A 23157-nucleotide genomic window follows, 5' to 3' on the forward strand; every position below is an offset into this window, starting at 1 on the left:
TCATATTTACCAACTAATGGCCCAGGACTAATGCCTAATTCCTAATTGACAAGCAACAACTTTTTTATGGAACCACAATTACTCTTGAAGCGATCGATTAACGTTAAAGTCGTCGTTACTCCCCGCTGGAAAGAAGAAGCTCAACAGCAACTCCAAGCCCAAATCAACCAAATAGACTCTCAGCTACAACAGTTAGAAATGCAAGGGCAGCGGATGATTTCAGAAATCCAAAAGCAAAATCTGCAGCCCCCAGGCCCGCAAGTAATGCAGCAAATAGAAAACATTCAAGTGCAGGTGAATCAAAGAAAAAGCGAACTGCTAGAACAGAAAAACCAAAACCTGCAACAGCTTCAGCAAGTGCAGGTGCTAGACCTGGAACAAGAAGTGAGTCAAGGTCAAATTGACGGCACATTCACTGTCGGGCTCGGAGAAAACTTGATTCAAAAAATGCAAGTAGAAATTCTCCTCCGCGACGGCATAGTCGAAGAAATTCGAGGTGATATTTAGAAATTGGTAAGTGGTAATTGGCGATCGGTAATTGGCAAGTGATTTTGAGTCAACAGTCACACATCAAGAATGCGAGAGACTGGCATAATAATAAGTATTGCCGGTGGCCGAGCGCCAATTATCAATTGCCAAATACCGATTACCTATTACCCACACAAAAGGACTTTTTACAGATGATTCGCGAAGTTTTCATGCCAGCCCTGAGTTCTACCATGACAGAGGGCAAAATTGTTTCCTGGGTCAAATCCGCCGGAGACAAAGTAGAAAAAGGCGAAACGGTGGTAGTGGTTGAATCCGACAAAGCCGACATGGATGTCGAGTCTTTCTACGAAGGCTATTTAGCAATAATTATCGTACCTGCGGGCGAAGTTGCTCCGGTGGGAGCGGCAATCGCCCTCGTAGCAGAAACAGAAGCCGAAATCGCCGTCGCTCAGCAGCAAGGAGCCGCCGCCCCAACCGCAGCAGCAGCCCCGGCTCCCAGCCCAGCTCCTGTGAGCGCTGCTACATCGTCAGCAGGTTTGCAGCAAAATGTCAGCCGCCAAAACGGCCGCAGCGTCGTTTCTCCCCGCGCTCGCAAGTTAGCCAAAGAGTTTAAAGTAGATTTGAATTCTATCAAAGGCAGCGGGCCCAACGGTCGCATTGTCGCAGAGGATGTGGAAGCAGCAGCCGGCAAAGCCCAACCCGCTCCGGTTCAACAACCGGTAACAGTCCCCGCAGCACCCGCCCCCGCCCCCGCAGCACCCGCCCCCGCAGCAGCCAAACCCGCACCCGCACCAGTCCCGGCGATCGCACTTTCGGGCCAAAGAGTACCGATGAACGCGCTGCAAAATGCGGTGGTGCGGAATATGGAAGCAAGTTTGAGCGTGCCGTCTTTCCGCGTGGGTTACACAATTACTACTGATAATCTGGACAAACTCTACAAACAAATTAAGTCCAAGGGCGTCACGATGACGGCTATGCTGGCGAAGGCTGTAGCAGTAACTTTACAAAAACATCCTCTGCTGAATGCTTGTTATGTGGAGTCGGGTATTCAACACCGCGCTGATATTAATGTGGCGGTAGCGGTGGCGATGGATGGCGGCGGTTTGATTACGCCGGTGTTGCAAAATGCCGATCGCCTCGATATTTATTCGCTCTCCCGCACGTGGAAGGATTTAGTCGATCGCGCCCGCACCAAGCAGTTGAAGCCGGATGAATACAGCACGGGAACTTTTACTCTTTCCAATTTGGGAATGTTTGGAGTAGACAAGTTTGACGCGATTTTGCCGCCGAATCAAGGCTCGATTTTGGCGATCGGCTCTTCGCGGCCGCAAGTAGTGGCAAACGAGGATGGTTTGATGGGAGTGAAGCGCCAAATGCAGGTGAATATTACTTGCGATCACCGGATTATTTACGGTGCTGATGCGGCGTCTTTCTTGCAAGATTTAGCGAAATTGATTGAGACAAATCCTCAATCTTTGACGCTTTAGCGATCGTCTAAATCCCCCTTTTACTCTTATTGGCAGGAAAGGGGGATTTAGACTTAGCTTTTAATGAGATGTCTAATTTCGGAATGATTTAACCGCAGAGACCGCAGAGGACACAGAGGAAGAGAAGAGAGAGATCAATAATTCCGATACCAACGGATTTGATATTACTCATTAAGACGATGAAAGTGCAAGTTTTGTCTGTTCAACCTGCGATTGGCTCTCATACTCACGAGGTTTTGGTGTCAGTTGGTACGGATACACACAAATTTATTTTTACAACAGAAGTCAATTAAGTGGGAGAACATTTACTTCAGACTACTCGCGGTGAGCGCACTTTTTCAGAAGTTTTCCGGTTTAATCAGCGGGTAGTGATGAATGTGACAAATCTCGTGGTTAAATATTACAATCAAGAAACTGTCGAACTTCCGGCAGATGTTGGCGTTTTTGTCACTCCAGAAACAGCTTTATCGAAGCAAAAGTCATTTGAAATTAGCAGTTTAGCAAACACTGACTCGCAGCAATCAAAAGCAGTCGATCGAGAAATCCGTCAAAGGGCGATCGCGATTGTTGAGAAGTTACCGGAAGCTGTGCTTGATGAAGCTGTTAAGTTTCTCGAATCTTTGTATGTTAAGGGCGAACCCGTGGAGTAGCGATCGTACTTTTTGTTGTGAGAAATTCAGCCAGGTTTCGCACAGTGTAAATATACAGTCAACCACCAACTAATTACTCGATCGCACAGTCAAAACTTGGGGCGGCGTCGCATCCGGCGGATACAAGAAATCCACCTGCACCAAACGGCGTTCCCCCGGCTTCATATTCACATTCACCAAAGGTTCCCCCTGCTGTCCCCTGCGCTGCACGATGTGAATGTAGCGCGTCAAAGTCTTGCCCGTATCATCCTTAAACATCACCCGCACCGTACCTCGGAAAAATATCCGATTTTCAGGAGGATCGTAAAACATCAATCCCCCCGCTTCTATATTTGCCTTGACGGGTGTTTGCATTTTAATGCTAACAGATTGAGACTCGCGAGATTTGTTGTAAAGCGGAAAAGTTAAGTTGTATTGAATCCCGTAATTACCGTGAGCAGAATAAGCAGTATCGGGATAGCGAGCTAACATTTTAGCACTTTGAATTTGGCCTGTGCCAAAAGTACCCGTATCCGTTGTGCTCAAAGCATAGGAAAATGACTCGCCGCGCTTGGGAATAGTTAAATAATCGGTTCTCGAATTGTCCGTAATTTTAGCTTGCCACTGGGAACCTTCAGCGACTCCTGCCACGCGGCCATAAATTTTTTGCACCGGATTTTCGCCTTTCGGAGTTGGTGCTAAATCTCTGGGCCCTGCTAAACCTTTGGTATTTAAAATATTTTCCCACTCTTCTAAAGTCGGATATTGTTCGACTCCTCCTTGACTTTGAGGAGCAAACATTGCTAATGACGCTACATAAACCGAATTGCTGCTCGACATTCGCATTAAGGTCGATCGACCGTTGGAAGAAGGCGTGACATTGCCAACAGGTATCGGCAAATTCATCAGCATTCGGCTCTGATTGCCCGGAATCTCGATCGCAGCGGGCAAAATGGCTTGTCTGAACCCCCGCAATACATCGCTCGTGATGCGGCTTCCAGGCCCCGCAAACACAGTACCGAATCTATTTTCTAAATACGACGGCAAATCGACAAACAAGGCATCCGGCCGAGTTAAATAAGTTGCTCCTTGCAAGACATTTAAAGTAACAGGTTCGGAGTTAGGATTGTGGACAATTATTCCTTGAAATAAGGTGCGAGTTTCTTCGCGATTTTTAGCTTTGGCGATGTGGTGGGCAAAGATGTCAAATCGACCTTTGAAGGGAAAGTTTAAGTGTGCAGAAGGTACTTGTTTTCCTTCCGGGGCAAATGTTGAGAGCAAAATGCCTTCGGTTTGCACAACTTCGGGGCTGTTGCTGTTGAAAACCGGGATGTTGTCGAGTTTTCCCGGTAAAACGCGCACTTGTTGGGCCACAGTTATCGTTTTTAGCAAGCTGCTGCTTGGCTGTGGTGGTAAATCCAGTTGGTTTTCGGGTAGGGGGGCTTCTGGCTGGATCAGCAGTTGTTGTTGGGCGGGAGGTGCGGCGATTGTTTGAGCTAGGGGGAAAATTGGCAAAAACATTGCTGTGAGCGCGTTTAACTGAACTTGCATTGATATTTGACCGATCCTCTGGGAGGACTCCGCTAACGGGCGATCGACACAAAACTTTACCACAAGTTGGTTGATGTGTTTGAGGAATTTTGGATTTTAGCACAGACGTGGCGCTCAGCTTTCGATCGCACCTTCCTGATACCAATTTAATGTGAAGTTGCACAGATATCGATCCCCCTAAATCCCCCTTAAAAAGGGGAGTAGGGGTTGACTTCAAGAAGCTTCCGGTCCCCCCCTTCTTAAGGGGGGCTAGGGGGGATCGAATTCTATGCAGCCTCATAAAAAATTGGTATGAGTCCGCGCACCATTTCCAAAATTGTTGGGCGTGAAGTCGGTTTCGATCGTCGGACGCTCAAACAATTTACCAATTACCAATTTGCGTTATTTCTGTTTTATGACTACCAACGTAATGTCGTCAAAAACTTTATGTTTGTCAATATGTTGCAGCAGATGATCAATTACTGCTTGTCGAATTTCTTCAGCCGTTTTGTGGCGATTTTCTTTGGTCACTTGGCACAATCTTTCTATGCCGTAATACACTTTATTTATATTTACAGCTTCGGTAATTCCATCTGTGTAAAGCACTACTACATCCCCTGGATTAAGATGCACTTCAACTTGGCAAACAAAATCAGCAATATCTTCCTCTAATCCCAGAGGAAAGCCGAGTTCCATTGTATCGATCCGTTCGATGTTACCATCAGTACGGACTACAATTATTTCTTCATGTTGACCGCTGAGGGTAAGGTTACTATCTTGATAATCTAACAAAGCCAAGGTCATGTTTCTAGACGAGTCGATGCGCTCGATATTGGCATAAAGGGTGCGGTTTAACACATCAAGAAACTTCACCGGATCGGTTTCGTTCATTTGTTGGAGAGTGCGGACGGCGGTTTGCGCCATAATCATTAATACGCCACTTTCTAAACCATGTCCCGTAACATCGCCGATGGTAATTTTTACCTTATCATTTTGGGTTAGCACGTCGTAGTAGTCGCCACCCACTTCATCGGCAGGTTCCATATATCCAGCTATTTCTAATCCTTTAATTTTATCAAGTTCTGATTGTTTGGGTAAGATCATTTGTTGCAGTCGTTTCGTGACTTCTAACTCAGCACTGAGGCGGATGTTTTCGGCTTTAAGTTTGTTGTTGAGGTCGCTAATTTCCTGGTTTGCTTGGGCGAGTTGGGCGGTGCGTTGTTGCACCTTTTCTTCTAAAGTTTGATAGAGACGGGCATTTTCGATGGAGATCGCAGCTTGGGCGGAAATGATGTTGAGGACTTCTAAGCGATCGCGCGTAAAAGCGCCCGCTGTTAAATTATTTTCTAGGTATAAGATGCCTACCAACTTACCTTGATTAATCAGGGGGCTACACAAAATAGATTTAGGTCGCTGCTGAATAATATACGGGTCAGAGGCAAACCTAGTTTCAGTGGTTGCATCATCGATCGCAAGAGTTTCTTGCGTGCGTTCTACATAATTAACCAGCGAGATAGGAATCTCTTGACTTTCAATCGCTGACTTGGAGATTATTTGACATCGTTCACCCGTACATTGAGCTTCAATTTTCCACTCACCTGCTGGGTCAGGTATGAGGAAATAAAATTTTTCTGCTCCCGCGTTTTCCAGCAAGACTAGCATCAAATTCGAGAGCAATTCATCCAGATGAACTTTTCCTGAGAGCACTTGGGAGGCTTTGATAATTGTTGATAAATCCAGAGCTTGTGCAGCACCTAAATTGGTAGAAGTGACAGTATTTCTGGTCTGAACAATCATTTCGTCTCCTCCACTCGTCAGGCTGTTTTTCCTACCGACGACTGGTGCGAGTAATTCAGCATGGCGCTCTTCTAAATCTTTAACTTTTGCCTGCGCTCCCCAGCGAATATAAGCATAGTAAGCGTCAATCAGGTAGGTACGCGCTACTTTCTGACGACCTAATGCTAAATAAAATTCTGCTGCTAGTTCATTGGCGAGGGCTTCGTGCTGGACGTATCCATTTTCCTTGGCTCCATCTATCGCCCGGTCGTAATATTCCATTGCTGTGAAAGATTGCCCCAATACGCGGGCTTTTTCGGCCTCTACTAAGTCATACTTATGCTGGTAATTCATTGGGCAATGGAACGCCCAATTTTTTATAGTTTTCTGAGTTTCTTCGACTTGGCTCAGGTATTCTTGTTTCTTTTCTTCCTCTCCTGAATCTTCCTGAACATACTGGGCTAAAAGAATCAGACAATAGTAAAAAGTCTGTTCAATAAAACTAATATTTGATTGAACGTAACCTGAATATTTCAACCCCTCTCTCGCAAACTCGATAGCTTCTTTATACTGCTTAAACAAATAGCAAACTACAGTTTTGGCAAAATAAAGCCTGAACAAGCAAATGAAATTCTTTACTTCTCTTAAATAAGAGATAGCTTTTTCCTCATTTAATATGCTGCCCATCAAGATCAGCTTATTATCTGTCATCCCCCTTAAATTTTCTACTAATTGACCGAGAATTTTGAGTAAATATAACTGGTGTTCTTGGGACAATCTCTCTGCCAAGTCAATATATAGTTTTTGCTGTTCTTGCACGTAGTCTAGATGCTCGCCATTAAAAAACAGATGAGCGCAGTAGTAATCAGCAGCATGACAAGCATATTCTATATCTCCAAACTCTAAGCCGCTATTAATTGCTTGACGAAGGGGTTCTATAGTTTCCCTAGTATGCTTTTTGAAGTGCGTAATACCGATGGAAACATTAACCAATATTTTAGAACGAAACTCTTTGGCATCTAACTGCTCTAATACTTGTAAAGAAAGTTTACCAAGTTGATAGGCAAAATCTAGATCTGGTATGAGCCAAGACACGAATATTCCGTAAATGGAATAGGCAAAAGTACACTGTGGCGAATTCCCATACTGACGAGAAAGTTCGATCATAGTATATAGAATTGGTAGCGATAGCGGGCTTTCTGCGAAGCAAGCTGGTGGGAAAATCAGAACTAAAAACTGCATAGCCGCCAGCTTGTAGGGCTCGGTCATTTCTGGCAGGTTAGCTAACTCCTCAATATTGAGTTCTTGCGGCGGTGATTGAGATATGGTCACTCCCAGCATTTCTAGAACTTGCAGTCCGGTATCTACCGCAGAATTGTTCTGGTTTTTAGCGAGGTTAAGCCTAATTTTCAGTTCGTATAAGTTGACTTGTTCGAGGATGGTTTTGGTTTTTTGGAGAGTGCGATCGCACAAAATTACTGCTCGTTCTAAATTGGCATTGAGATATTCGGCTTCCGCCACTTCCAGATAAAAATTAAAGGTCAAATCGTATCTACTTTCCCAGCTATCTTGGCTCAGGAGTTCTATACCTACATTCAAATAATTAACAGCGGCTTCATATGCAGTAGCTGCCTTTGCTTTCTGTCCAGCAACCAGGTTTAATTGGGCTAATTCATCTTTTTCTGACTGATTAGTTAGCAAATCTGTGCCAAAATTCAGTTGGTTAACCAGAGCAAAAATATTATCTTTTCGCTCTTGCTCTGTTGTATTATTCAGCAACAGTTGACCAATTTTCAGGTGAGTGGCTTTTTTTTCCGATTCTGGAATCAAAGAATAAGCTGCTTGCTGCACTCGATCGTGCAAAAATTTGTAGTCAACTTTGATATCGCGTATAGATGCCAAATCTTCCTGGGCAAACACTAGAGGAATTTTGTAATTTTCAGACAGCGGCAGAATCAAACCCGCTTGCAGTGCTTCCCACAAATGAGCAGCCGTCGCTATGTTTGATTCTTCATTGACAATTGATAAAACTTCTAAGTTAAATTGGTTGCCGATACAAGCCGCTAATTTTAATGATTTCTGGGTTATTTCTGGGAGTTTGCGAATATTTCTGGCAACCAGTTCAACAATATTGAAATCTGCGATACCAATTGCTTGGATTTGTTGAATATCCCACTCCCAGCGGTCTGTATCTACTTGATAAACCAGCAGATTTTCTGAGTACAGGGTTTTGAGTAGCTGCGTTAAGAAAAACGGATTGCCTTGGGTTTTATTAAAAAGTAATTCCGAAAAAACTTTAATTTTGTCTGAGTTTACGCTGGCATCGAGAGTGTCGGCGATTAATTGGTTGACGCTATCCAAAGCCAGCGCTTGAATGGTGATATTATTCACCACCGTTTCATTTCCTTGAATTTTTTCTATGGTCTGAATTAAAGGATGAACGGGACTGACTTCGTTATCTCGATAAGCTCCAATCGTTAACAAATATTTGTTATCTGGATCGGTTACCAAGAGTTGGATTAACTTTAGAGATGCCGAATCAGCCCACTGTAAATCGTCTAGGAATATGACGAGCGGGTGTTCTGGTTGACAAAAAACGCGAATAAATTGTTGAAATACCCGATTAAATCTGTTTTGGGATTCCGATGAACCCAGTTGAGGAACTTCAGGCTGTTTACCGATAATTAGTTCGACTTCGGGGATAACATCAATAATAACTTGACCGTTATTATCGAGCGCATTTAATAAGTTTTCTTTCCCAATAGCAATCTGTTGGGAACTTTCAGTTAATAGCTGACGAACTAATTCTTGAAATGCTTGGATTAACGCCGCATAGGGAATGTTGCGCTTAAATTGGTCAAACTTACCCGCAATAAAGTATCCCCTAGCTGCTACAATTGGTTTATGAACTTCATTGACGATTGAAGTTTTACCAATCCCGGAATAACCGGAAACCAACATCATCTCGGTGGCACCGAGGCTGACTCGTCTAAAGGCATCTAGAAGAATTTGGACTTCGGTTTCTCTACCATAAAGCTTCTGGGGAATGAGTAATTGGTTGCCGCGATCGCGTTGACCGATGGGAAAACTTTCAATCTTGCCAGTTGTCTGCAATTGCTGCAAACAAGTTTCCAGGTCAAATTTTAATCCCGCCGCACTTTGATATCGGTCTTCCGCATTTTTTGCTAACAGTTTCATCACAATATCTGAAACCGCTTGAGGAATTTCTGCTACCTCTTTAGGTGGGACTGGTTGTTTGGCAATATGACAGTAAACCAACTCCATCGGATCGGTGGTAGTAAATGGCAACTGGTTGGTCAGCAGTTCATAGAAAGTCACTCCTAAAGAATAGAAGTCGGTGCGGTAGTCAATTGCTCGATTCATCCTCCCCGTTTGTTCGGGTGACATATAAGCGAGAGTCCCTTCTAGCAAGTTGGGATTGCTAATGCTTTGGTTTTTCAATTCCAAGCGCGATGAAATACTAAAGTCAGTCAGTTTTACTTTTCCTGTCGCTGGATTGATAATGATATTTGAGGGCTTAATGTCTTTGTGAATGATCGGTACTTGATGGAGATAGATCAAAGTTTCGGATAGAGCGATTGCGCCTCTTAGAAAATCGGTTATTGACAGTTTATTAGCCGCTATAAAAATATCAAGTGATTGACCGCCAAAATCTTCTAAGATTAGAGCAAAGCTATTATAATAATTGTCAAAGCTGTAGGTTTTGACAATTCCTTCAAAATCTAAATTTTGAGAAATTATAAATTCTTGCCTTAAATTGGTAATTTGTTCAAGCGTAGGATGTTCATTTTTTATTATTTTAACGATAACAAGCTGTCGATCCCGATTTCGTATCCCTCGATAAACAACGGTTCTGGCTCCTTCGTAAATATTTTCTATAATTTCGTATCCTGAAAGAACGATCATCTTTTTCACTTTACCCTTTTCATTAACTCTTCTAAATCACAGGCAGATTCATGGATAATCTGCCTGTTAGTAAATTTTTACTCGCTTTCAAAGCGCGGGTACAACTCTTTAGCCAACAACTCCTGAATCTGAATCTCTTTCTCGCATTCCGGCCGAGATTGGAACTTCTTTGCTAATTCCTTGTAATCTTCCCGCAACGAGATTTTGTATTTAGCTGAACGAGGCCCTATTTGTTGTAACCAAGCTGTATGCAATGTGAATGTAAAGTCAAGGGATTTATGGCTGAGTTTGCATTTCGGCCCGCCAGACAAATTGTCAGCCTCGAAAATCCAAATTTCATTTCTTTGGGGAGTGAAAACGGTGCAAACTATATAACCGTCGGTTGAACTACCTTGATTACCGCGACGCGGCATAAACTGCGGTGAACTCACGATGTAGCCAGGATCGAACTGATAGCGATCGGCAATTTCCATCGACTGCGTTTCCAGTCGCAGCAAGCAAGCTGGTACGCCCTTTTCAGCCAGAGCCAAAACATCTGACTGCGGTACTGCCTGATACTTATAATCCCGGTATAAGCGGCGCAAAAACTCGGTGGTTAAATCCTTCCACAGTCCGAAAGAAATCCAGTAGATATTATCTAGCTTTCTGGGAGTTTTACCTGACGGTAATCGGTCAAGGTAGGCGTATAATCCAAGCCCCCATGTATATTCGATATCCCAGATAACTTTTGGCTCGATGGTTGGATCTGGGTGGTTTAGGTCAATTACGTAGCGTCCCAAACGGCTGATGTCCATCTCATTCAGTTCCATCCCAGGCAAGTTTTTAGGCACGGGATTGTGAGGTTGATAAGCGGAAAGATCGTATTTACGCAGCCATTCAGCAACGTCCCAAGCACAAATATGAGCTACGTGGAGCGTAATTTTATCGTTAGGATTTTCATAGTCCACCAAAAAGTGAGCTGCTTCGAGGGGAATTACCACTTTCCGCGCGACAACTTTAACTTCTGGTTCGTTCAAGGCTGGACGCTGCCTCTTTTGCAGATCGCTGCGGCTAACGATATAAATAATAGAATCGGGTGAAGGTGGACTTGCTAATAAGTTCCTTAAAATTATTTCTAGCTCTTTGTTGTCTGGAAAAGGATTGGTGAGCAACTGATCCAGTCCAGTGCTAAAGGCTGTGTCCATCAAAATTACATAATTTTCGGTTACTCCAATCTGATGGATAGTTTGCTTAATGCTGACTGGTGAACCATCAGCATTTACCAGCGTCCACCGATCTAAAAGATTTACGCCATCCCAACGAATCAGATAGACGAAATCTTCTAAACCCTTAAATTTTCCCCAAAGTTGACGAACTTCTGGAAAGCATTCGTCTATCTCTTTAATGAAAGGTATAGTATCAACAAAATTCTCTAACGATCTACCATAATTAACTGCGAACATCTCGCCCGTGTCGGTATCAAAGGCAGGATGGGCGGTACTAAAAATGGGTGGAAAAAGATAGGGCAGAGGAGCTTCAGGACGCCACTCTTTATTTGACCCGACTGGAGTCACCACCTTAAGGGTATTTGTATCAATCTCATAAGGACGACCTGCATCATAAGTTACTAACAACCGTTCCTGTTCGTCTTGAGAGAATTTTACGGGCAGAAAAGCTGTATTTAACTCGTTGCGAGCGCCCAGAAGTAAGGAAAACCTTAAGATCCCATGATTGCGAAATCCCCACTTAGTGCCTTTAGTTGCCTCGTCAAAATGGTAATCTAGAGGCTTGGCAATCCGCGTTTTCAAAATTACTTTACCCTTTTGATTAAAATCAAGTCGGTAAATCATGCCGTCGCCATTCAAAAATGAGTCTCCGTCGGCAAAAGGAAGACCTCCTGATTCAACGGTTCCTACTGGCGCAACAATGAAGATATAACCCTGTACGTCGTCTGGTAGTTTCCCCTCAATCTTCAATGGGGCATTACGTAGTTCTTTCCGACTGGCGGTCATAATTGACTGAGGCACTGGGGGACAGCCTGTTTTGGCATTGCTTTGAGGGGGTTCGCTCATGTGGCTCTCCGGGGTGAGATGTAATAATGGTAACAGTGTAGATGAGTATTTGATTTATGAATTGGGGCTGAGGACTGGAACTTAGATACTCTGCTTGGTAAGGATTTCCTATTCTGCCATCCCCTGCGTCAAAGCGCAATTGGAATCGACATTAACCTATTATTGGCTCTCTCGTACTTATGGTAATAACGTAAGCTAATAATTTAGCACGATCGAGGGTTTCAACGTTCAGTCTCAGATACTTAGTATCATCTGCTACTTTTAACACTAAGCATCCGGGAGAGCCGAGGAAGGCGTTGCTTAATCAGGGTATGAAAAAAAATAAGTTGAAAATCCCGAAGCTTTGTAGATACTGGTTTCTATGACTTGCATATTTAGCCTTTCATACCATAAATCAGCAACGCCAAAATGATGTGATTAGATGTTTGCATCGAGACTGATGTCATGAATGCTGCACTGGGCCAAGCGTAACAAGTCGCTTTAGCTGTCATATCAAGATGCGGCTGACCTAAAATGTGGCGCGCCACATTTCTGCGGCAACTGTTCAATTAATGCCATGATATAAATGTGTGGCAATGCTCATACTGACGATCGCCACCAATCAACAACCAATTTGGGCTAGAACTATCAGAAGGTTGCCAGCCTCTGCGCTCTCAAATCGGTTCTATAAAACCGACACATAATGACAATAATTTTAACCAACGACGACGGCATCGATGCTCCCGGCATTCAAGCACTTTTGCAAGCAGTAAGCGGCAAGACGATTGTGGTGGCTCCCCAAGGGCAATTGTCGGGCTGCGGGCATCAGGTGACGGCTCACAGTCCGATTCATGTCGATCGGCGATCGGAATTTGAGTATGCTGTAGGGGGAACACCGGCCGATTGCGTGCGTATTGCTCTTCATCACGTTTGTGCGAAGCCGGATTTGGTGCTTTCGGGTATTAACGCGGGTGGCAATTTGGGGGTTGACGTGTATATTTCGGGTACGGTGGCGGCTGTGCGGGAAGCAGCCATGCACGGTATTCCGGGCATCGCAATTTCCCACCGGATTAAAAGGCCGCTCGAAATTGACTGGGATGTCGCTACTCGTTGGACATCGCGGGTGTTGGCGGATTTGCTCAACCGGGAACCAAAGTCGGGGTGTTTCTGGAATGTGAATTTGCCGCATTTAGCGCCCGGAAGTGCGGAACCGGAAATTGTGTTTTGCCAGCCCTCGACGCAGCCGCTGCCAGTGGTTTACCGGATGGAGGGAGAATACTTTTATTATGCCGGAGAATATGGATCGCGCGATCGGGCGGCGGGGACTGATGTTGACGTGTGTTTTGAGGGTAATATTGCGGTGACTGAGATATCGTTGTGATAGATTTGATGGGATTTGATGGGATTGGGCGATCGAACTATTTTTTTTGTCAACAAAGCGGAAGTAGGTAGGTTAACTTTGGTATTACTTAGCCTCAATATCCCAAATCAGGATAAAATATTTGTACTTAATTTTTAGAGTCACGTAAGTCAACAAATGAGTCCTAACGCAGAAGCGAATTCTCCCAGCATCTTAAAACGCAAAGCGAGCAGCACTGTTGGTCGTGGCAAAGTAGCTAATCTCAATACCAATTTTAATTTTTCTACATGGAGTGACGAATACGTTACTTTATATCTCGGCGATAGTCTCCAGCACTACGACAATTGGGAGCAACCTACTGTCATAGTTTCAGATGGAGCTTACGGTATTCTTGGGTTTGAAGGAGATAAGCTGTTCACCATTTAAAACTCAGAGGCTATCTAAGCAAGTATTGGGTTTCAGTCTCTAAAATACGCAGTTTAAATGCTAAACAGCTTACCTCAGATCACATTGATTTACCTAATTGGTATAAACCTCATATCGAGGCCTGGTCAAAAGCAGCCATACCCTGTACAACACTCTGGTTTTGGAATTCAGAGATTGGTTGGGCTATTGTGCATCCACTTCTAGAAAAATATGGTTGGCGCTATGTCAATTCCAATATTTGGAACAAGGGAAAAGGTCATATCGCAGGGAATGTTAACACACAGAAAATTCGCAGGTTCCCCGTCGTTACAGAAGTCTGCGTTCAATACGTTAGAGCTAGTCCCTAGGTAGCAAATAAATAGACAAAATGATACACTTATAGACAAATATGCGGTGTACCATTTTGTTTAAGCTCGCGCGTTTTCGCAAAAAAGCTGGGATTGTCAGTAAAAACACTCCAACGTTGGGACGTTTCAGGGAAGTTGCAAGCCTTGCGCACCCTGTCAGGTCATCGGTTCTACACCGAAGATGATCTCTTGATAGCCAACGGATTGAAGCCCATAGAAGCCAACCGAAAAACGGTCGTCTACCGCCCTTGTTTCGTCCAGTGGACAGAAACCGGAACTCAAAAATCAGATGCTGGCAATGGAAGCTTTCTGCCCTTGTCGAGGATTAACAGTCGATGATTGGGTGTCAGAAATTGGGGGCGGACTAAATTTTAAAAGGAAAAAGTTTCTAGCAATCATGCTGTCAATGCTCAAAGGTGAAATATCAATAATTGTAATTGCACACAAAGACAGAATGTGTCGCTTTGCTTTTGAATTCATCCAAGAGCTTGCCACGTCGGTTGGATGCGAAATTGTAGTCGCCAATCAATTATCGTTGTCCCCCCAGCATGAATTAGTAGAAGATTTGATGGCGAGAATCCACTGCTTCTCTTGCCGTCTATACGGTCTAGGAAATTACTCCAAAGAGCTCAAAGAAAACCTAAAAGATGCTATTGACAAGCCCGTACAATAACTGGCAAAATTGAGCAATCAAGAAATACAGTGTTGAGGTCGAACAATGCTTCTGTCCATCAAAACAAAGCTAAAGAACCGCAAAAGTCAAGCCACAATAATGAGCAAGCACGCTGGAATAGCAAGGTTTACTTATAATTGGGGCTTGGCTACTTGGAGTAATCTTTATCAAGATGGACTGAAGCCAAATAAATACCTCCTCAAGAAATTCTTTAACAACCATGTAAAACCTGAGTTTACGTGGATTAAAGAGGCAGGTATTTGCCAAAAAATTACCCAGTATGCGTTTGATAACCTTGGGGATTCTTTCTCTAGATTCTTCTCAAAAAAAGGTGGCTATCCCAAATTCAAGAAGAAGGGGCATCACGATTCTTTCACTATTGATGCGAGTGGTAAGCCTATCCCTGTGGGCGGTACATCTATAAAGTTGCCGACAATCGGCTGGGTAAAAACTCACGAGGGATTGCCTCATACAACTTGCAAGTCAATTACCATTTCGCGCACTGCCGATAGTTGGTTTATCGCATTTGCCTACGAACAAGAGCATGAACCTACAATCAAAAGTCATGATGTTGTAGGAGTTGATTTGGGAGTCAAAGAGTTAGCTACACTTTCAACTGGCGTAGTATTTCCTCACCCAAAGCACTACAAAGCACATCTCGCAAAACTCAAGAGGTTGTCAAGGGTTCTTGCCAGAAAAGTCAAGGGTTCCGAGAATAGATACAAAGCCAAAATTCAATTAGCAAAGCATCACGCTAAGGTAGCAAATCTTAGAAAAAATACTCGGCATCAAATCACTACTTACTTATGCAAAAACCACGCAAAAATAGTAGTAGAAAATTTGAACGTTTCCGGGATGTTGGCCAATTATAAACTAGCTCAAGTAATAGCTGATTGTGGATTCCATGAATTCAAACGCCAGTTAGAGTACAAGGCTAAAAAGTTTGGCTGTGAAATAATCGTTGCCGACCGATGGTTCCCGTCGAGCAAGACCTGTTCAAACTGTGGACACATCCAAGATATGCCACTCAAAGAAAGGACTTATAACTGTGGAAGTTGTGGTCATTCGATGGACAGAGATTTAAACGCAGCAATTATGTTATCGCGGTTGGCTAAACCGTGAAAGCTTACTGAGGGATAACCGCTCCCATGCTCCCGATGAAGTAAGAAGCAAATGTCTAGACTTGTCTAGTATTTGTGTAGCAGAAGTAACAGTTAATGAACTTACCTTAAAGGCGTGGTTATTGCGAGAGTGGAAACGCTCTGGGTTGCCGTTACGACGGGCCAACGATGCTTGCGGGGTGGTGGATGCAGCAACCAGGAAATACTTCGATCAAGGGCATTTGTGGTATTTCCCTCCGACCGAGATGTTTGAAAGGCTAGTGAACTATGCAAATGAGTATGGTAGTCCTCAAGGAAAACCATACTTTTCGCTGGATGGCAATCAGCCTTTAACGGGACAAGAATGGAGCAAGATGCGATCGAAATTTAGATGCCCTCACGGTTTTACAAACGTTTGGGAGCGTCAAGCTTTACGGGGCGATGAGAGAGTTAAAACTCTCTCTGGAAAAGCATTACATCTCAACCAAAAACCTTTGGATCTGATGAACCTTATTGTTGAGGCATCGAGCGATGAAAACGATGTGATATGGGAACCTTTTGGTGGACTTTTCAGTGCAGCTTTGTCACCACGTAAACTAAAACGAAAAGCCTTTTCTTGCGAGATAGACCCCGACTATTTCTACTATGGTGTACAGAGATTTAATCAAGAATCTCATCAATACTCTCTTCTCTAATCTGTAGATAATCTTGTAGGGATTTCTTGATGCTGCCTTCTAGGCGACTTGATAAAAGCTTATTCCACCGACCCACGGTCATACCAGAAACTTCAGTATTGTAGACACGTCGCTTAAATTCCTCAATGCCGGGATGTACAATTCTGTCCATCTTTGCGAAATTTGTATCTAGTCTATATTCATAGCATAAGCTGTTGTGCATTTAAATTGTATATTTCGAGTCCCCATCAAAAATCGTCAAATCCTCTCCCCCTCTCCTCTTCTCCCCCTCTCCCTCTCTAATACCATAGGCAATCTAGATGCAACACAGCTTATCCGTAGCTCCCGCAGAAGGCGCTGATACTCTCTAGTGGGTTGGTAGACTTTTCCTTTAGTACCCCATGAATCAACTATTGTCTCAGCTTCTAAAAACTCCTCAGCAGAGCCTTGGAATTTATATCCACTGGTGTTTGTTTGTTGCAAATTTGCTGTTCTTTGAGTTGTATCTTCCGGCTCTAAAACAAGATAATCTGGCGGATTGTGATAGTGGGTATCTCTCGCTACAGCTACCGATAAACCAGAGACAACGCACACATCAAGAATGCGAGGCTTGCCATAGATGATTTTATCGGGTAGCCATGCCAGGATAGCAACGTAGGTCTGATCGAACCTAAAGTGATTTTGACTATCTTTGAAACGTGCTGTTATCTCTGTTGCTAGTGGGAACCACGCTTTAATTTCTAATCCTGGCGTTGGTTGAACTATGCCCAGGAAAATAGTATCTGGAAAGCCGGGATATTGCCTATGCCACTTTCCAAATTCACCGAACTCATTTTGTTGATTCAAGAATTCAACGGTGTTAAATTCGATTAAATTTCCGACTAAGGGCGAAAGCTTTGAGATAACTTTAGACAGGTTCACCGCTGCATCTACGGTAACAGGTTTAGATACATCTAAAACGTCGAAAGTGTTACCCGATAAACGATCGAGATATTGGGATGCAAGTCTGATTACATCTTGCGTATTCATATCTCCCTCTCACAAGATGCTTCAGATATTTTTTGTGAAATTTTCCTAATAATATCGCAAGGATCTACACCAATTACATGAGCAACTAACAGAAACTCAATTACATCTAACCGTCGTTCACCGTTTTCATATTTGGCTACGAAAGACTGGGGCTTTTTAAGAGATTTAGCAACAGACTCCTGAGTTAGTTGCGCTTCTTTACGAGCCGCAATCATACAGCAACGGAATGTTTCATATTCATCGCTAAAAACAGATTTCATTATACTTTGGGTTTAGCACTGCATATTCCCTCGATATAATAAACCTGTTTTCGGATAATCCCAAAATAGGATATTTAAATTTGTTAAAAATCGATACTAATGACAATTGAACAAAATTAATCGCAGTCCGAAGAGGGGCAGCTATCTCTACTTGCGGCCGTCCGTGCTACCATAATTTTTTTTGTCATCCTTCGGCTTAGCCCCACCATCAGGTTGTTTCTTTGGCTTTTTGACTTCTTTGTTGCTTTTTCTTTCTTTTGACATGATCATTCCTCAATTTTGACTCAGCATAACATAGATTGACACATTTGCCTAACTGCCAGTTGAGGGGGTGAGTCTATACAGATATTACTCGCTGTTAGTTTTGTACAATCTGCTGTATATTATCTGCTAGGTTTTGAACAAATAGCATCTACCGTTAGGCATATCGATAAATTCCTCAGAAGTACAATGTCTGAAATTACTTTTAACCCCGATCGACTCAAGCAAATATTGAAAAGCACGATCGTCTAACTGCTGCGAGACAACGGAGAAAAATTTTCGCTGATTAAGCTGTTGTTCCACATCTAATTTTCCTAAAAAATGACCAAGAATTTCAAAGGTGGTACCCGCCACGTGATTTATCCGTGGAATCAATCCAAAATCTAAAATCTAAAATCCTCACGCCCCCGAATTTATCTCGCGCAAGTCAATCCAAAATCTAAAATCTAAAATCTAAAATCGAATGACAGTAGATAAAATATGCAGCTATGGCCATGCCAGCCTTCGCGACACCTGACGCAAACACAACCAACAAATTTGCAGTCTCGGTTTAAAAAAGCTGTTAGCCACAGTGGACAACAAAAATATTGATTTTACTATTGATTAACACTTCGGACAGTGTTTGATGGCTTACCTACTCAGAATAACGGTTTCACGGATCTCAGTACGATCGCAACGCTTGCCGAAGCACACTAGAGGCTAAGTAAATCAAGGGTTTCAGACTATGACCTCAAAACGGTCGGGACTCTGGAAAAAGCACAAAGTATATGTATAAATATAAAGTGAATTGTCAGCTTTCAAGAAAGTGCGATCGCGTCCGCTCCATTTGAGATAAAATACTTATCAAGAGTGTTTATTCGTAGATGAATTTCTGCTGTTAGGAATGTGACCCGTATGGAAGTAACCGAGCTGCTCAAACAGTACGAAAATGGAAACAGAGACTTTGCTGACGCAAACCTCAGCGGAGCAAACCTCAGCGGAGCTATGTTGGTTGGCGTAAACCTTTCGAGGGCTAACCTGTCGGGAGCTAACCTGAGTCGGGCGCATCTCACCAAAGCAGAACTCAACGGCGCAAACCTTTACAGGGCAAATCTGAGTTTTGCCAAAATGGGCCAAGCCAGGCTAGCCGACGCAGAGCTTACAAAAGCCAATCTCAACGGAGCTTTCCTCGTCAAAGCAAAACTGCCCAGAGCAAAGTTGAGTGGCGCCCAACTCATCGGTAGCAACCTGCGGAGTGCCATCCTCTGGAACGCCAATTTGTGTACAGCCGATATGCAATTCATCAACCTGCGGGGCGCCAACCTCACGGGAGCCAACCTCAACTGGGCAAACTGTGGAGGGGCAAAACTCAGCGGTGCAAAGCTTTTTGGCGCTCAACTAACAGGCATCTATCTCAGGAAAGCTTACATCAACGGGATCGACCTGAGCAGGACGGATCTCAATGGCGTCAACCTCAGCGAAGCCAAACTGAACGGGGTAAACCTGGAAGGCTCGAACTTGTTAGCCGCCAATCTCAGCGGGGCTCAGTTGCGGGGCGTCAAGTTGATGGGAGCAGATTTAACCAGGGCAAATCTGGTGGGAGTTTCTTTGGTGCAGGCAAACCTCGATTGGGCTAGGCTGTGCTATGCAGACTTGAGTGAAGCCGACTTGAGCGGGGCAACATTCACGGGAACCAACTTTGAGGGTACTCAGTTAGGCGGATCAACAATGCCCGCATCTGTGAGCCATGATGTCTACTTAACTGCAGCACGTGGTGTCGCAGCTTAGGCAAGGCCAAAAATTAATTTCGCATCCGAGTGGACGACTCTCGCATTGGTTTAACTTTTGATGCAGACATCATTACTTTCGTGAGAGTGTTGCACCGACAGGAAAGTTACTGATATTTGCGAGAGTTTGTAGCATCACAATTGAGCTCACCCGATTAATTTCGCGACTCGCAAAGCAGAGGTAATGGCTCCTTCGTGCAAACCATCCCCCAAATAAGCTCCCGCATGATAAGTGTTGTTCTCGCCATTAGTCTCGATAACTTCATTTCTATATCGAAAAGACTCGACAGTGTACAGCGGCGTGTGATGTTTCTGAATGTGAATAATGTGCTGTTGGGCGATCGACTCCTCCAGATGAAATGCTAAACTGTACTCTCGTGGCGATGAGATGCCACAAAGCTGATTCAAGCTCGCATTATATCCCCACCCTTTGTCCGTCTCGAAAAAATCAAATTCAGATAACTTGCGGATACCATAGCGATCGTACATCGATGTATCCGAATGCAGTACAGTCGTTGCATAATTGGCTTTCCACGCCGAAAACCGCTTCCTTTCCGCCTCCGTCGGATCAGACAATAACCTCATAACTTGGTCTGGTGGCATCGCAAAAACCACCTTATCAAATTCCTGGATTTCCCCATCAGAAAGCACCATTTTTACAGCATCCGCACTTCTAAAAATATTGGCAATCTCCACATTTAGCCGTATATCGCCCTTAAATCGCTCCAAAATCTTTTCAATGTAAGAATACACCCCGCCTTTAATCCTCACCCAGTTGACCAAGCCATATTCGCGTAGAACAGGCATCGCTAATTCTGCCGGGAAATTGTCGAGCAATTCAAACGGTATCGAGTAGCTGTACATCGTCAGCAACTTCAGCCAATAATTGCGGACGCACGAGCTTTTCAAAGACTCAGAAAGCGACACGTCGTAGAAATCATGCTGTTTAGCAAACCGCATTCTTAAAATAAATCCCGCCGAACGAGCGTAGAGACTATCAAGCCACAAATACTCGATCAGGCGTTGGATTCCGGTGAAATTATTTTGGATAGATACCGCAGACAAAAAGTGAGTGCCATCTTTAAAAAACAGCGCGGAACCAATCTGCACCGGTTCTAATTCAACGCCTAGTTCCTGCATAAAAGCCACGAAATTGTAAAACACTGTGGGAAATTCCAGCACCCCATTTTCTAATATTTCATTGCACTCGGATTGATTGGGTACAACATTTTTGTTCAGCGTCCGAATGTGTCCGCCTAAAATCGGCTGACTTTCCAACACAGTGACGTGATGCCCCTGTTTATCGAGCCAGTAGGCTGCTGCCATACCACTGGCTCCGCCCCCAACAATTGCAATTCTCATAGTTCACTCCTAGATTGATAGAATGGAACATTAATCATCGAATGCTTAAGAGCTGTTGGAGAAACGATCCGATCCCCCCTAACCCCCCTTAATAAGGGGGGGACAAGAACCTTTTTCTAGCTTTCTCTCGTTGCCAGGTTGGATGTGATGCCCTTTTTATTTTTTAGTCTGCGGAGGCAGACTTCGTTTCTGTAGTAGCGATTTCAATCGCCGAGTAACCAATTCCTCCTAGCCTAAAATCGCATCGCCGGATAAACGTTGATAAAGCAGCGCCCCCGTCCAAAATGTCGGCGCAAAGCCTGGATAGCCCGAAGAGGCGTTGCAGAAATAGAAATTGTTGAGGGATGTTTCATGATTTAGCCGATCGACCCCCATGTTGCGCGGCGTCAGGCTGGAACCGTAGGAATTACCGTTAGGACACCAACAGAAGCGCTCGTTAGTCGTCGGACTTCCGGTAATATGAAAGACCATGTGTTTGCGGAAATTCGGAACATAGTGTTTTTCCACAACATCTAAAATTGAGTCCAGAATCTCTTGTTTCTTCTGTCTGTAAGCTTTGCGATCGCTCTCCCAAAGCTGTTTAAAATAGCTGTAATTAGCAACAGTCAGAAATTCGACAATTTGACAATCTTCTGGACAATCCCCCCGCGTTTGGGTCAGTAAAGTTGGCGTTGTAATTGCAAAACTCGGACGAGAAAAATCATTTTGCTCATACATTTGAGCAAACGCTTCATTTAGATCCAAGTGTTCAGAATGAAACGTATTCCACTTGCCAAATCCATAGTCTCGGAGATCGATATCTTTGACAACGCAGTACACCATGTAGTTAGATGCAGAATACTCATAGTTGAGTTTCCGTCGCACTGTTTTAGAGAAATGTTCCTCTCCAATCATCTTGGCCGCTCTTTTCGGGTCAAGGTTGCAAATCACCGTTCCGCCCGTGAATTCATGGGTTTGATGGGTGGTCAAATCCATCGCTTCCACACCAGTTACTGTTCTGTTTGTTACCCTGAAATTCGTGACTTCATGGTTTAATAGAACTTTCCCCCCGTTGGATTCAATGACTTTAACTAAAGAATTGATGACATCTTCAAAATGCTGCGTCGGGTAAAATGCACCTTCTTGATAGCCTCTAAACAAGGCAATCCAAGCATAGAAAGAAAGCTGATTTGGAGGCAGCAAAAAGTCCGGCCATTGCAGGGCTAATAGGGTTTGGGCGGCTTGCGGGAGTTGGAACTTGTCGAAAACGTCCTGAAGTGTACTATTGAGATGTTGGACAGCACAGAATACGTCACCGAAATTTTTGAGCAATTCAATTGGTTTGACGGGAGGAGCGAGTTTTCTGAGTCCGTTGCCGGTTTTCTCGACTTCGTTGACGAATTGGCGAATTCTCTCGCCCGCTTCGGGAAACAGCGCCGACAATCGCCGGATCAGTTCCTCGGGTTCCGAGGGAATATCGAGCGCATACCCAGGCATTCTCATGTGGTCGTAGCCATTCGGATCGTACCGTTCAAAGGTGACATCTCGATCGAGACCGAGTTTTTTGAGAACTCGATTTACTGTATGTCCTTCGCCGCAGTCCCATACGTAGTGGAATTGGGCATTAAAGGTGTATTTTTTGGCCATCGTAAAGGTGTGACCAAAGCCTCCGGGATGTTCGTGAGCTTCGAGGATGTGTACGGTTTTGCCGGAGTTTGCCATCAAAGCTCCGAAAACCAGTGCTGATAAACCACTGCCGACGATGAGGTAATCTGTTTTCATGGTAAATTTCCTCGATCGATTGAATGGGGCGATCGTTGTCTATTTAAACTAACGCTCAATTCTGAGGAAATTCTGAAGAGGGCTTACCACGCTATTTGTGGGGTACGCACTGCGTACCTTACGCCTTTTTGGGCGGGCGGGACGCCCAAAAAATACAACACCCCACAATAGTGTGAAGCATCTAAATTTAGGCTCGCGAATTAAATAACTTACAATTTTAATTGTTATTGTGGGATGGGCGTCCCGCCCGTCCTTTTTGGACGGGCGGGA

Annotated in this window: 17 protein-coding genes and 1 pseudogene; 9 read left to right on the forward strand and 9 right to left on the reverse strand. The window is 44.1% G+C overall.

Annotated features, from left to right (window positions below):
* Positions 1-66: 66 nt before the first annotated feature.
* From QUB04_RS22940 to QUB04_RS22950, 3 genes are all read left to right on the forward strand, one after another.
* Complete coding sequence (locus QUB04_RS22940) at positions 67-507, forward strand: YlqD family protein (RefSeq protein ID WP_015179467.1); 441 nt, start codon at positions 67-69, stop codon at positions 505-507.
* A gap of 173 nt (positions 508-680) precedes the next feature.
* The gene (locus tag QUB04_RS22945) at positions 681-1976 is read left to right on the forward strand and encodes a dihydrolipoamide acetyltransferase family protein (RefSeq protein ID WP_333287896.1); all 1296 of its coding nucleotides are present in this window, start codon (positions 681-683) and stop codon (positions 1974-1976) included.
* A 293-nt stretch (positions 1977-2269) separates the two neighbouring features.
* Entirely contained in the window at positions 2270-2626 is a 357-nt protein-coding gene (locus QUB04_RS22950; RefSeq protein WP_333287898.1) for a hypothetical protein, read from the forward strand.
* Between the two features lie 69 nt (positions 2627-2695).
* Here the strand turns inward: QUB04_RS22950 and QUB04_RS22955 are convergent, their stop codons facing one another.
* The 3 genes from QUB04_RS22955 to QUB04_RS22965 form a co-directional block, all read right to left on the reverse strand.
* On the reverse strand, positions 2696-4156 hold the full coding sequence (locus QUB04_RS22955) for a DUF3370 domain-containing protein (protein ID WP_333287900.1): 1461 nt from the start codon (positions 4154-4156) through the stop codon (positions 2696-2698).
* Between the two features lie 381 nt (positions 4157-4537).
* Positions 4538-9838 carry an AAA family ATPase gene (locus QUB04_RS22960; protein WP_333287928.1) on the reverse strand — a complete coding sequence of 1767 codons (5301 nt, stop codon included), beginning with the start codon at positions 9836-9838 and terminating at the stop codon, positions 4538-4540.
* Between the two features lie 77 nt (positions 9839-9915).
* A complete protein-coding gene (locus tag QUB04_RS22965) occupies positions 9916-11889 on the reverse strand; it encodes a carotenoid oxygenase family protein (protein ID WP_333287901.1) in 1974 nt (657 codons plus the stop codon).
* A 682-nt stretch (positions 11890-12571) separates the two neighbouring features.
* Between QUB04_RS22965 and surE the strand changes: the two genes are divergently transcribed.
* The 5 genes and pseudogenes from surE (at position 12572) to QUB04_RS22990 (ending at position 16469) form a co-directional block, all read left to right on the forward strand.
* Positions 12572-13249: a 5'/3'-nucleotidase SurE gene (surE, locus tag QUB04_RS22970; protein ID WP_333287903.1), complete on the forward strand. Its 678-nt coding sequence runs from the start codon at positions 12572-12574 to the stop codon at positions 13247-13249.
* Between the two features lie 156 nt (positions 13250-13405).
* Positions 13406-13654, forward strand: a complete 249-nt coding sequence (locus QUB04_RS22975) for a hypothetical protein (protein ID WP_333287905.1) — start codon at positions 13406-13408, stop codon at positions 13652-13654.
* A gap of 386 nt (positions 13655-14040) precedes the next feature.
* A pseudogene (locus QUB04_RS22980) lies at positions 14041-14674 on the forward strand (IS607 family transposase).
* 45 nt (positions 14675-14719) lie between these two features.
* Positions 14720-15796: an RNA-guided endonuclease TnpB family protein gene (locus QUB04_RS22985; protein ID WP_333287907.1), complete on the forward strand. Its 1077-nt coding sequence runs from the start codon at positions 14720-14722 to the stop codon at positions 15794-15796.
* A 61-nt stretch (positions 15797-15857) separates the two neighbouring features.
* Positions 15858-16469, forward strand: coding sequence for a DNA methyltransferase (locus QUB04_RS22990; RefSeq protein ID WP_333287909.1), 612 nt, complete (start codon positions 15858-15860; stop codon positions 16467-16469).
* On the opposite strand, the gene QUB04_RS22995 is transcribed toward QUB04_RS22990, so the two are convergent.
* From QUB04_RS22995 to QUB04_RS23010, 4 genes are all read right to left on the reverse strand, one after another.
* A complete protein-coding gene (locus tag QUB04_RS22995) occupies positions 16435-16620 on the reverse strand; it encodes a hypothetical protein (protein WP_333181587.1) in 186 nt (61 codons plus the stop codon). The two genes, QUB04_RS22990 and QUB04_RS22995, sit on opposite strands and share 35 nt — an antisense overlap.
* Before the next feature lie 86 nt (positions 16621-16706).
* Positions 16707-17477, reverse strand: a complete 771-nt coding sequence (locus tag QUB04_RS23000) for a hypothetical protein (RefSeq protein WP_333287911.1) — start codon at positions 17475-17477, stop codon at positions 16707-16709.
* On the reverse strand, positions 17474-17737 hold the full coding sequence (locus QUB04_RS23005; RefSeq protein ID WP_333147252.1) for a helix-turn-helix transcriptional regulator: 264 nt from the start codon (positions 17735-17737) through the stop codon (positions 17474-17476). Before QUB04_RS23005 ends, QUB04_RS23000 begins: the two co-directional genes overlap by 4 nt.
* A 390-nt stretch (positions 17738-18127) precedes the next feature.
* A complete protein-coding gene (locus QUB04_RS23010; protein ID WP_333287913.1) occupies positions 18128-18352 on the reverse strand; it encodes a hypothetical protein in 225 nt (74 codons plus the stop codon).
* A 540-nt stretch (positions 18353-18892) separates the two neighbouring features.
* Here QUB04_RS23010 and QUB04_RS23015 point away from each other — a divergent pair.
* Complete coding sequence (locus tag QUB04_RS23015) at positions 18893-19765, forward strand: pentapeptide repeat-containing protein (RefSeq protein ID WP_333287915.1); 873 nt, start codon at positions 18893-18895, stop codon at positions 19763-19765.
* Positions 19766-19911: 146 nt separating this feature from the next.
* Here the strand turns inward: QUB04_RS23015 and QUB04_RS23020 are convergent, their stop codons facing one another.
* Both QUB04_RS23020 and QUB04_RS23025 read right to left on the reverse strand, forming a co-directional pair.
* On the reverse strand, positions 19912-21126 hold the full coding sequence (locus tag QUB04_RS23020) for an FAD-dependent oxidoreductase (RefSeq protein WP_333287917.1): 1215 nt from the start codon (positions 21124-21126) through the stop codon (positions 19912-19914).
* 228 nt (positions 21127-21354) lie between these two features.
* The gene (locus QUB04_RS23025) at positions 21355-22887 is read right to left on the reverse strand and encodes an NAD(P)/FAD-dependent oxidoreductase (protein ID WP_333287919.1); all 1533 of its coding nucleotides are present in this window, start codon (positions 22885-22887) and stop codon (positions 21355-21357) included.
* Positions 22888-23157 lie beyond the last annotated feature (270 nt).

The organism is Microcoleus sp. D2_18a_B4 (assembly GCF_036702475.1).
In the GTDB taxonomy this organism is placed as follows: domain Bacteria; phylum Cyanobacteriota; class Cyanobacteriia; order Cyanobacteriales; family Microcoleaceae; genus Microcoleus.

Coding starts and splice junctions, on each gene's coding strand:
- QUB04_RS22985 (WP_333287907.1), top strand. CDS start 14,720: ATGCTTCTGTCCATCAAAACAAAGCTAAAGAACCGCAAAAGTCAAGCC.
- QUB04_RS22975 (WP_333287905.1), top strand. CDS start 13,406: ATGAGTCCTAACGCAGAAGCGAATTCTCCCAGCATCTTAAAACGCAAA.
- surE (WP_333287903.1), top strand. CDS start 12,572: ATGACAATAATTTTAACCAACGACGACGGCATCGATGCTCCCGGCATT.
- QUB04_RS23020 (WP_333287917.1), bottom strand. CDS start 21,126: ATGAGAATTGCAATTGTTGGGGGCGGAGCCAGTGGTATGGCAGCAGCC.
- QUB04_RS23000 (WP_333287911.1), bottom strand. CDS start 17,477: ATGAATACGCAAGATGTAATCAGACTTGCATCCCAATATCTCGATCGT.
- QUB04_RS22995 (WP_333181587.1), bottom strand. CDS start 16,620: ATGGACAGAATTGTACATCCCGGCATTGAGGAATTTAAGCGACGTGTC.
- QUB04_RS22940 (WP_015179467.1), top strand. CDS start 67: ATGGAACCACAATTACTCTTGAAGCGATCGATTAACGTTAAAGTCGTC.
- QUB04_RS23025 (WP_333287919.1), bottom strand. CDS start 22,887: ATGAAAACAGATTACCTCATCGTCGGCAGTGGTTTATCAGCACTGGTT.
- QUB04_RS22960 (WP_333287928.1), bottom strand. CDS start 9,838: ATGATCGTTCTTTCAGGATACGAAATTATAGAAAATATTTACGAAGGA.
- QUB04_RS22965 (WP_333287901.1), bottom strand. CDS start 11,889: ATGAGCGAACCCCCTCAAAGCAATGCCAAAACAGGCTGTCCCCCAGTG.
- QUB04_RS23005 (WP_333147252.1), bottom strand. CDS start 17,737: ATGAAATCTGTTTTTAGCGATGAATATGAAACATTCCGTTGCTGTATG.
- QUB04_RS22945 (WP_333287896.1), top strand. CDS start 681: ATGATTCGCGAAGTTTTCATGCCAGCCCTGAGTTCTACCATGACAGAG.
- QUB04_RS23015 (WP_333287915.1), top strand. CDS start 18,893: ATGGAAGTAACCGAGCTGCTCAAACAGTACGAAAATGGAAACAGAGAC.
- QUB04_RS22955 (WP_333287900.1), bottom strand. CDS start 4,156: ATGCAAGTTCAGTTAAACGCGCTCACAGCAATGTTTTTGCCAATTTTC.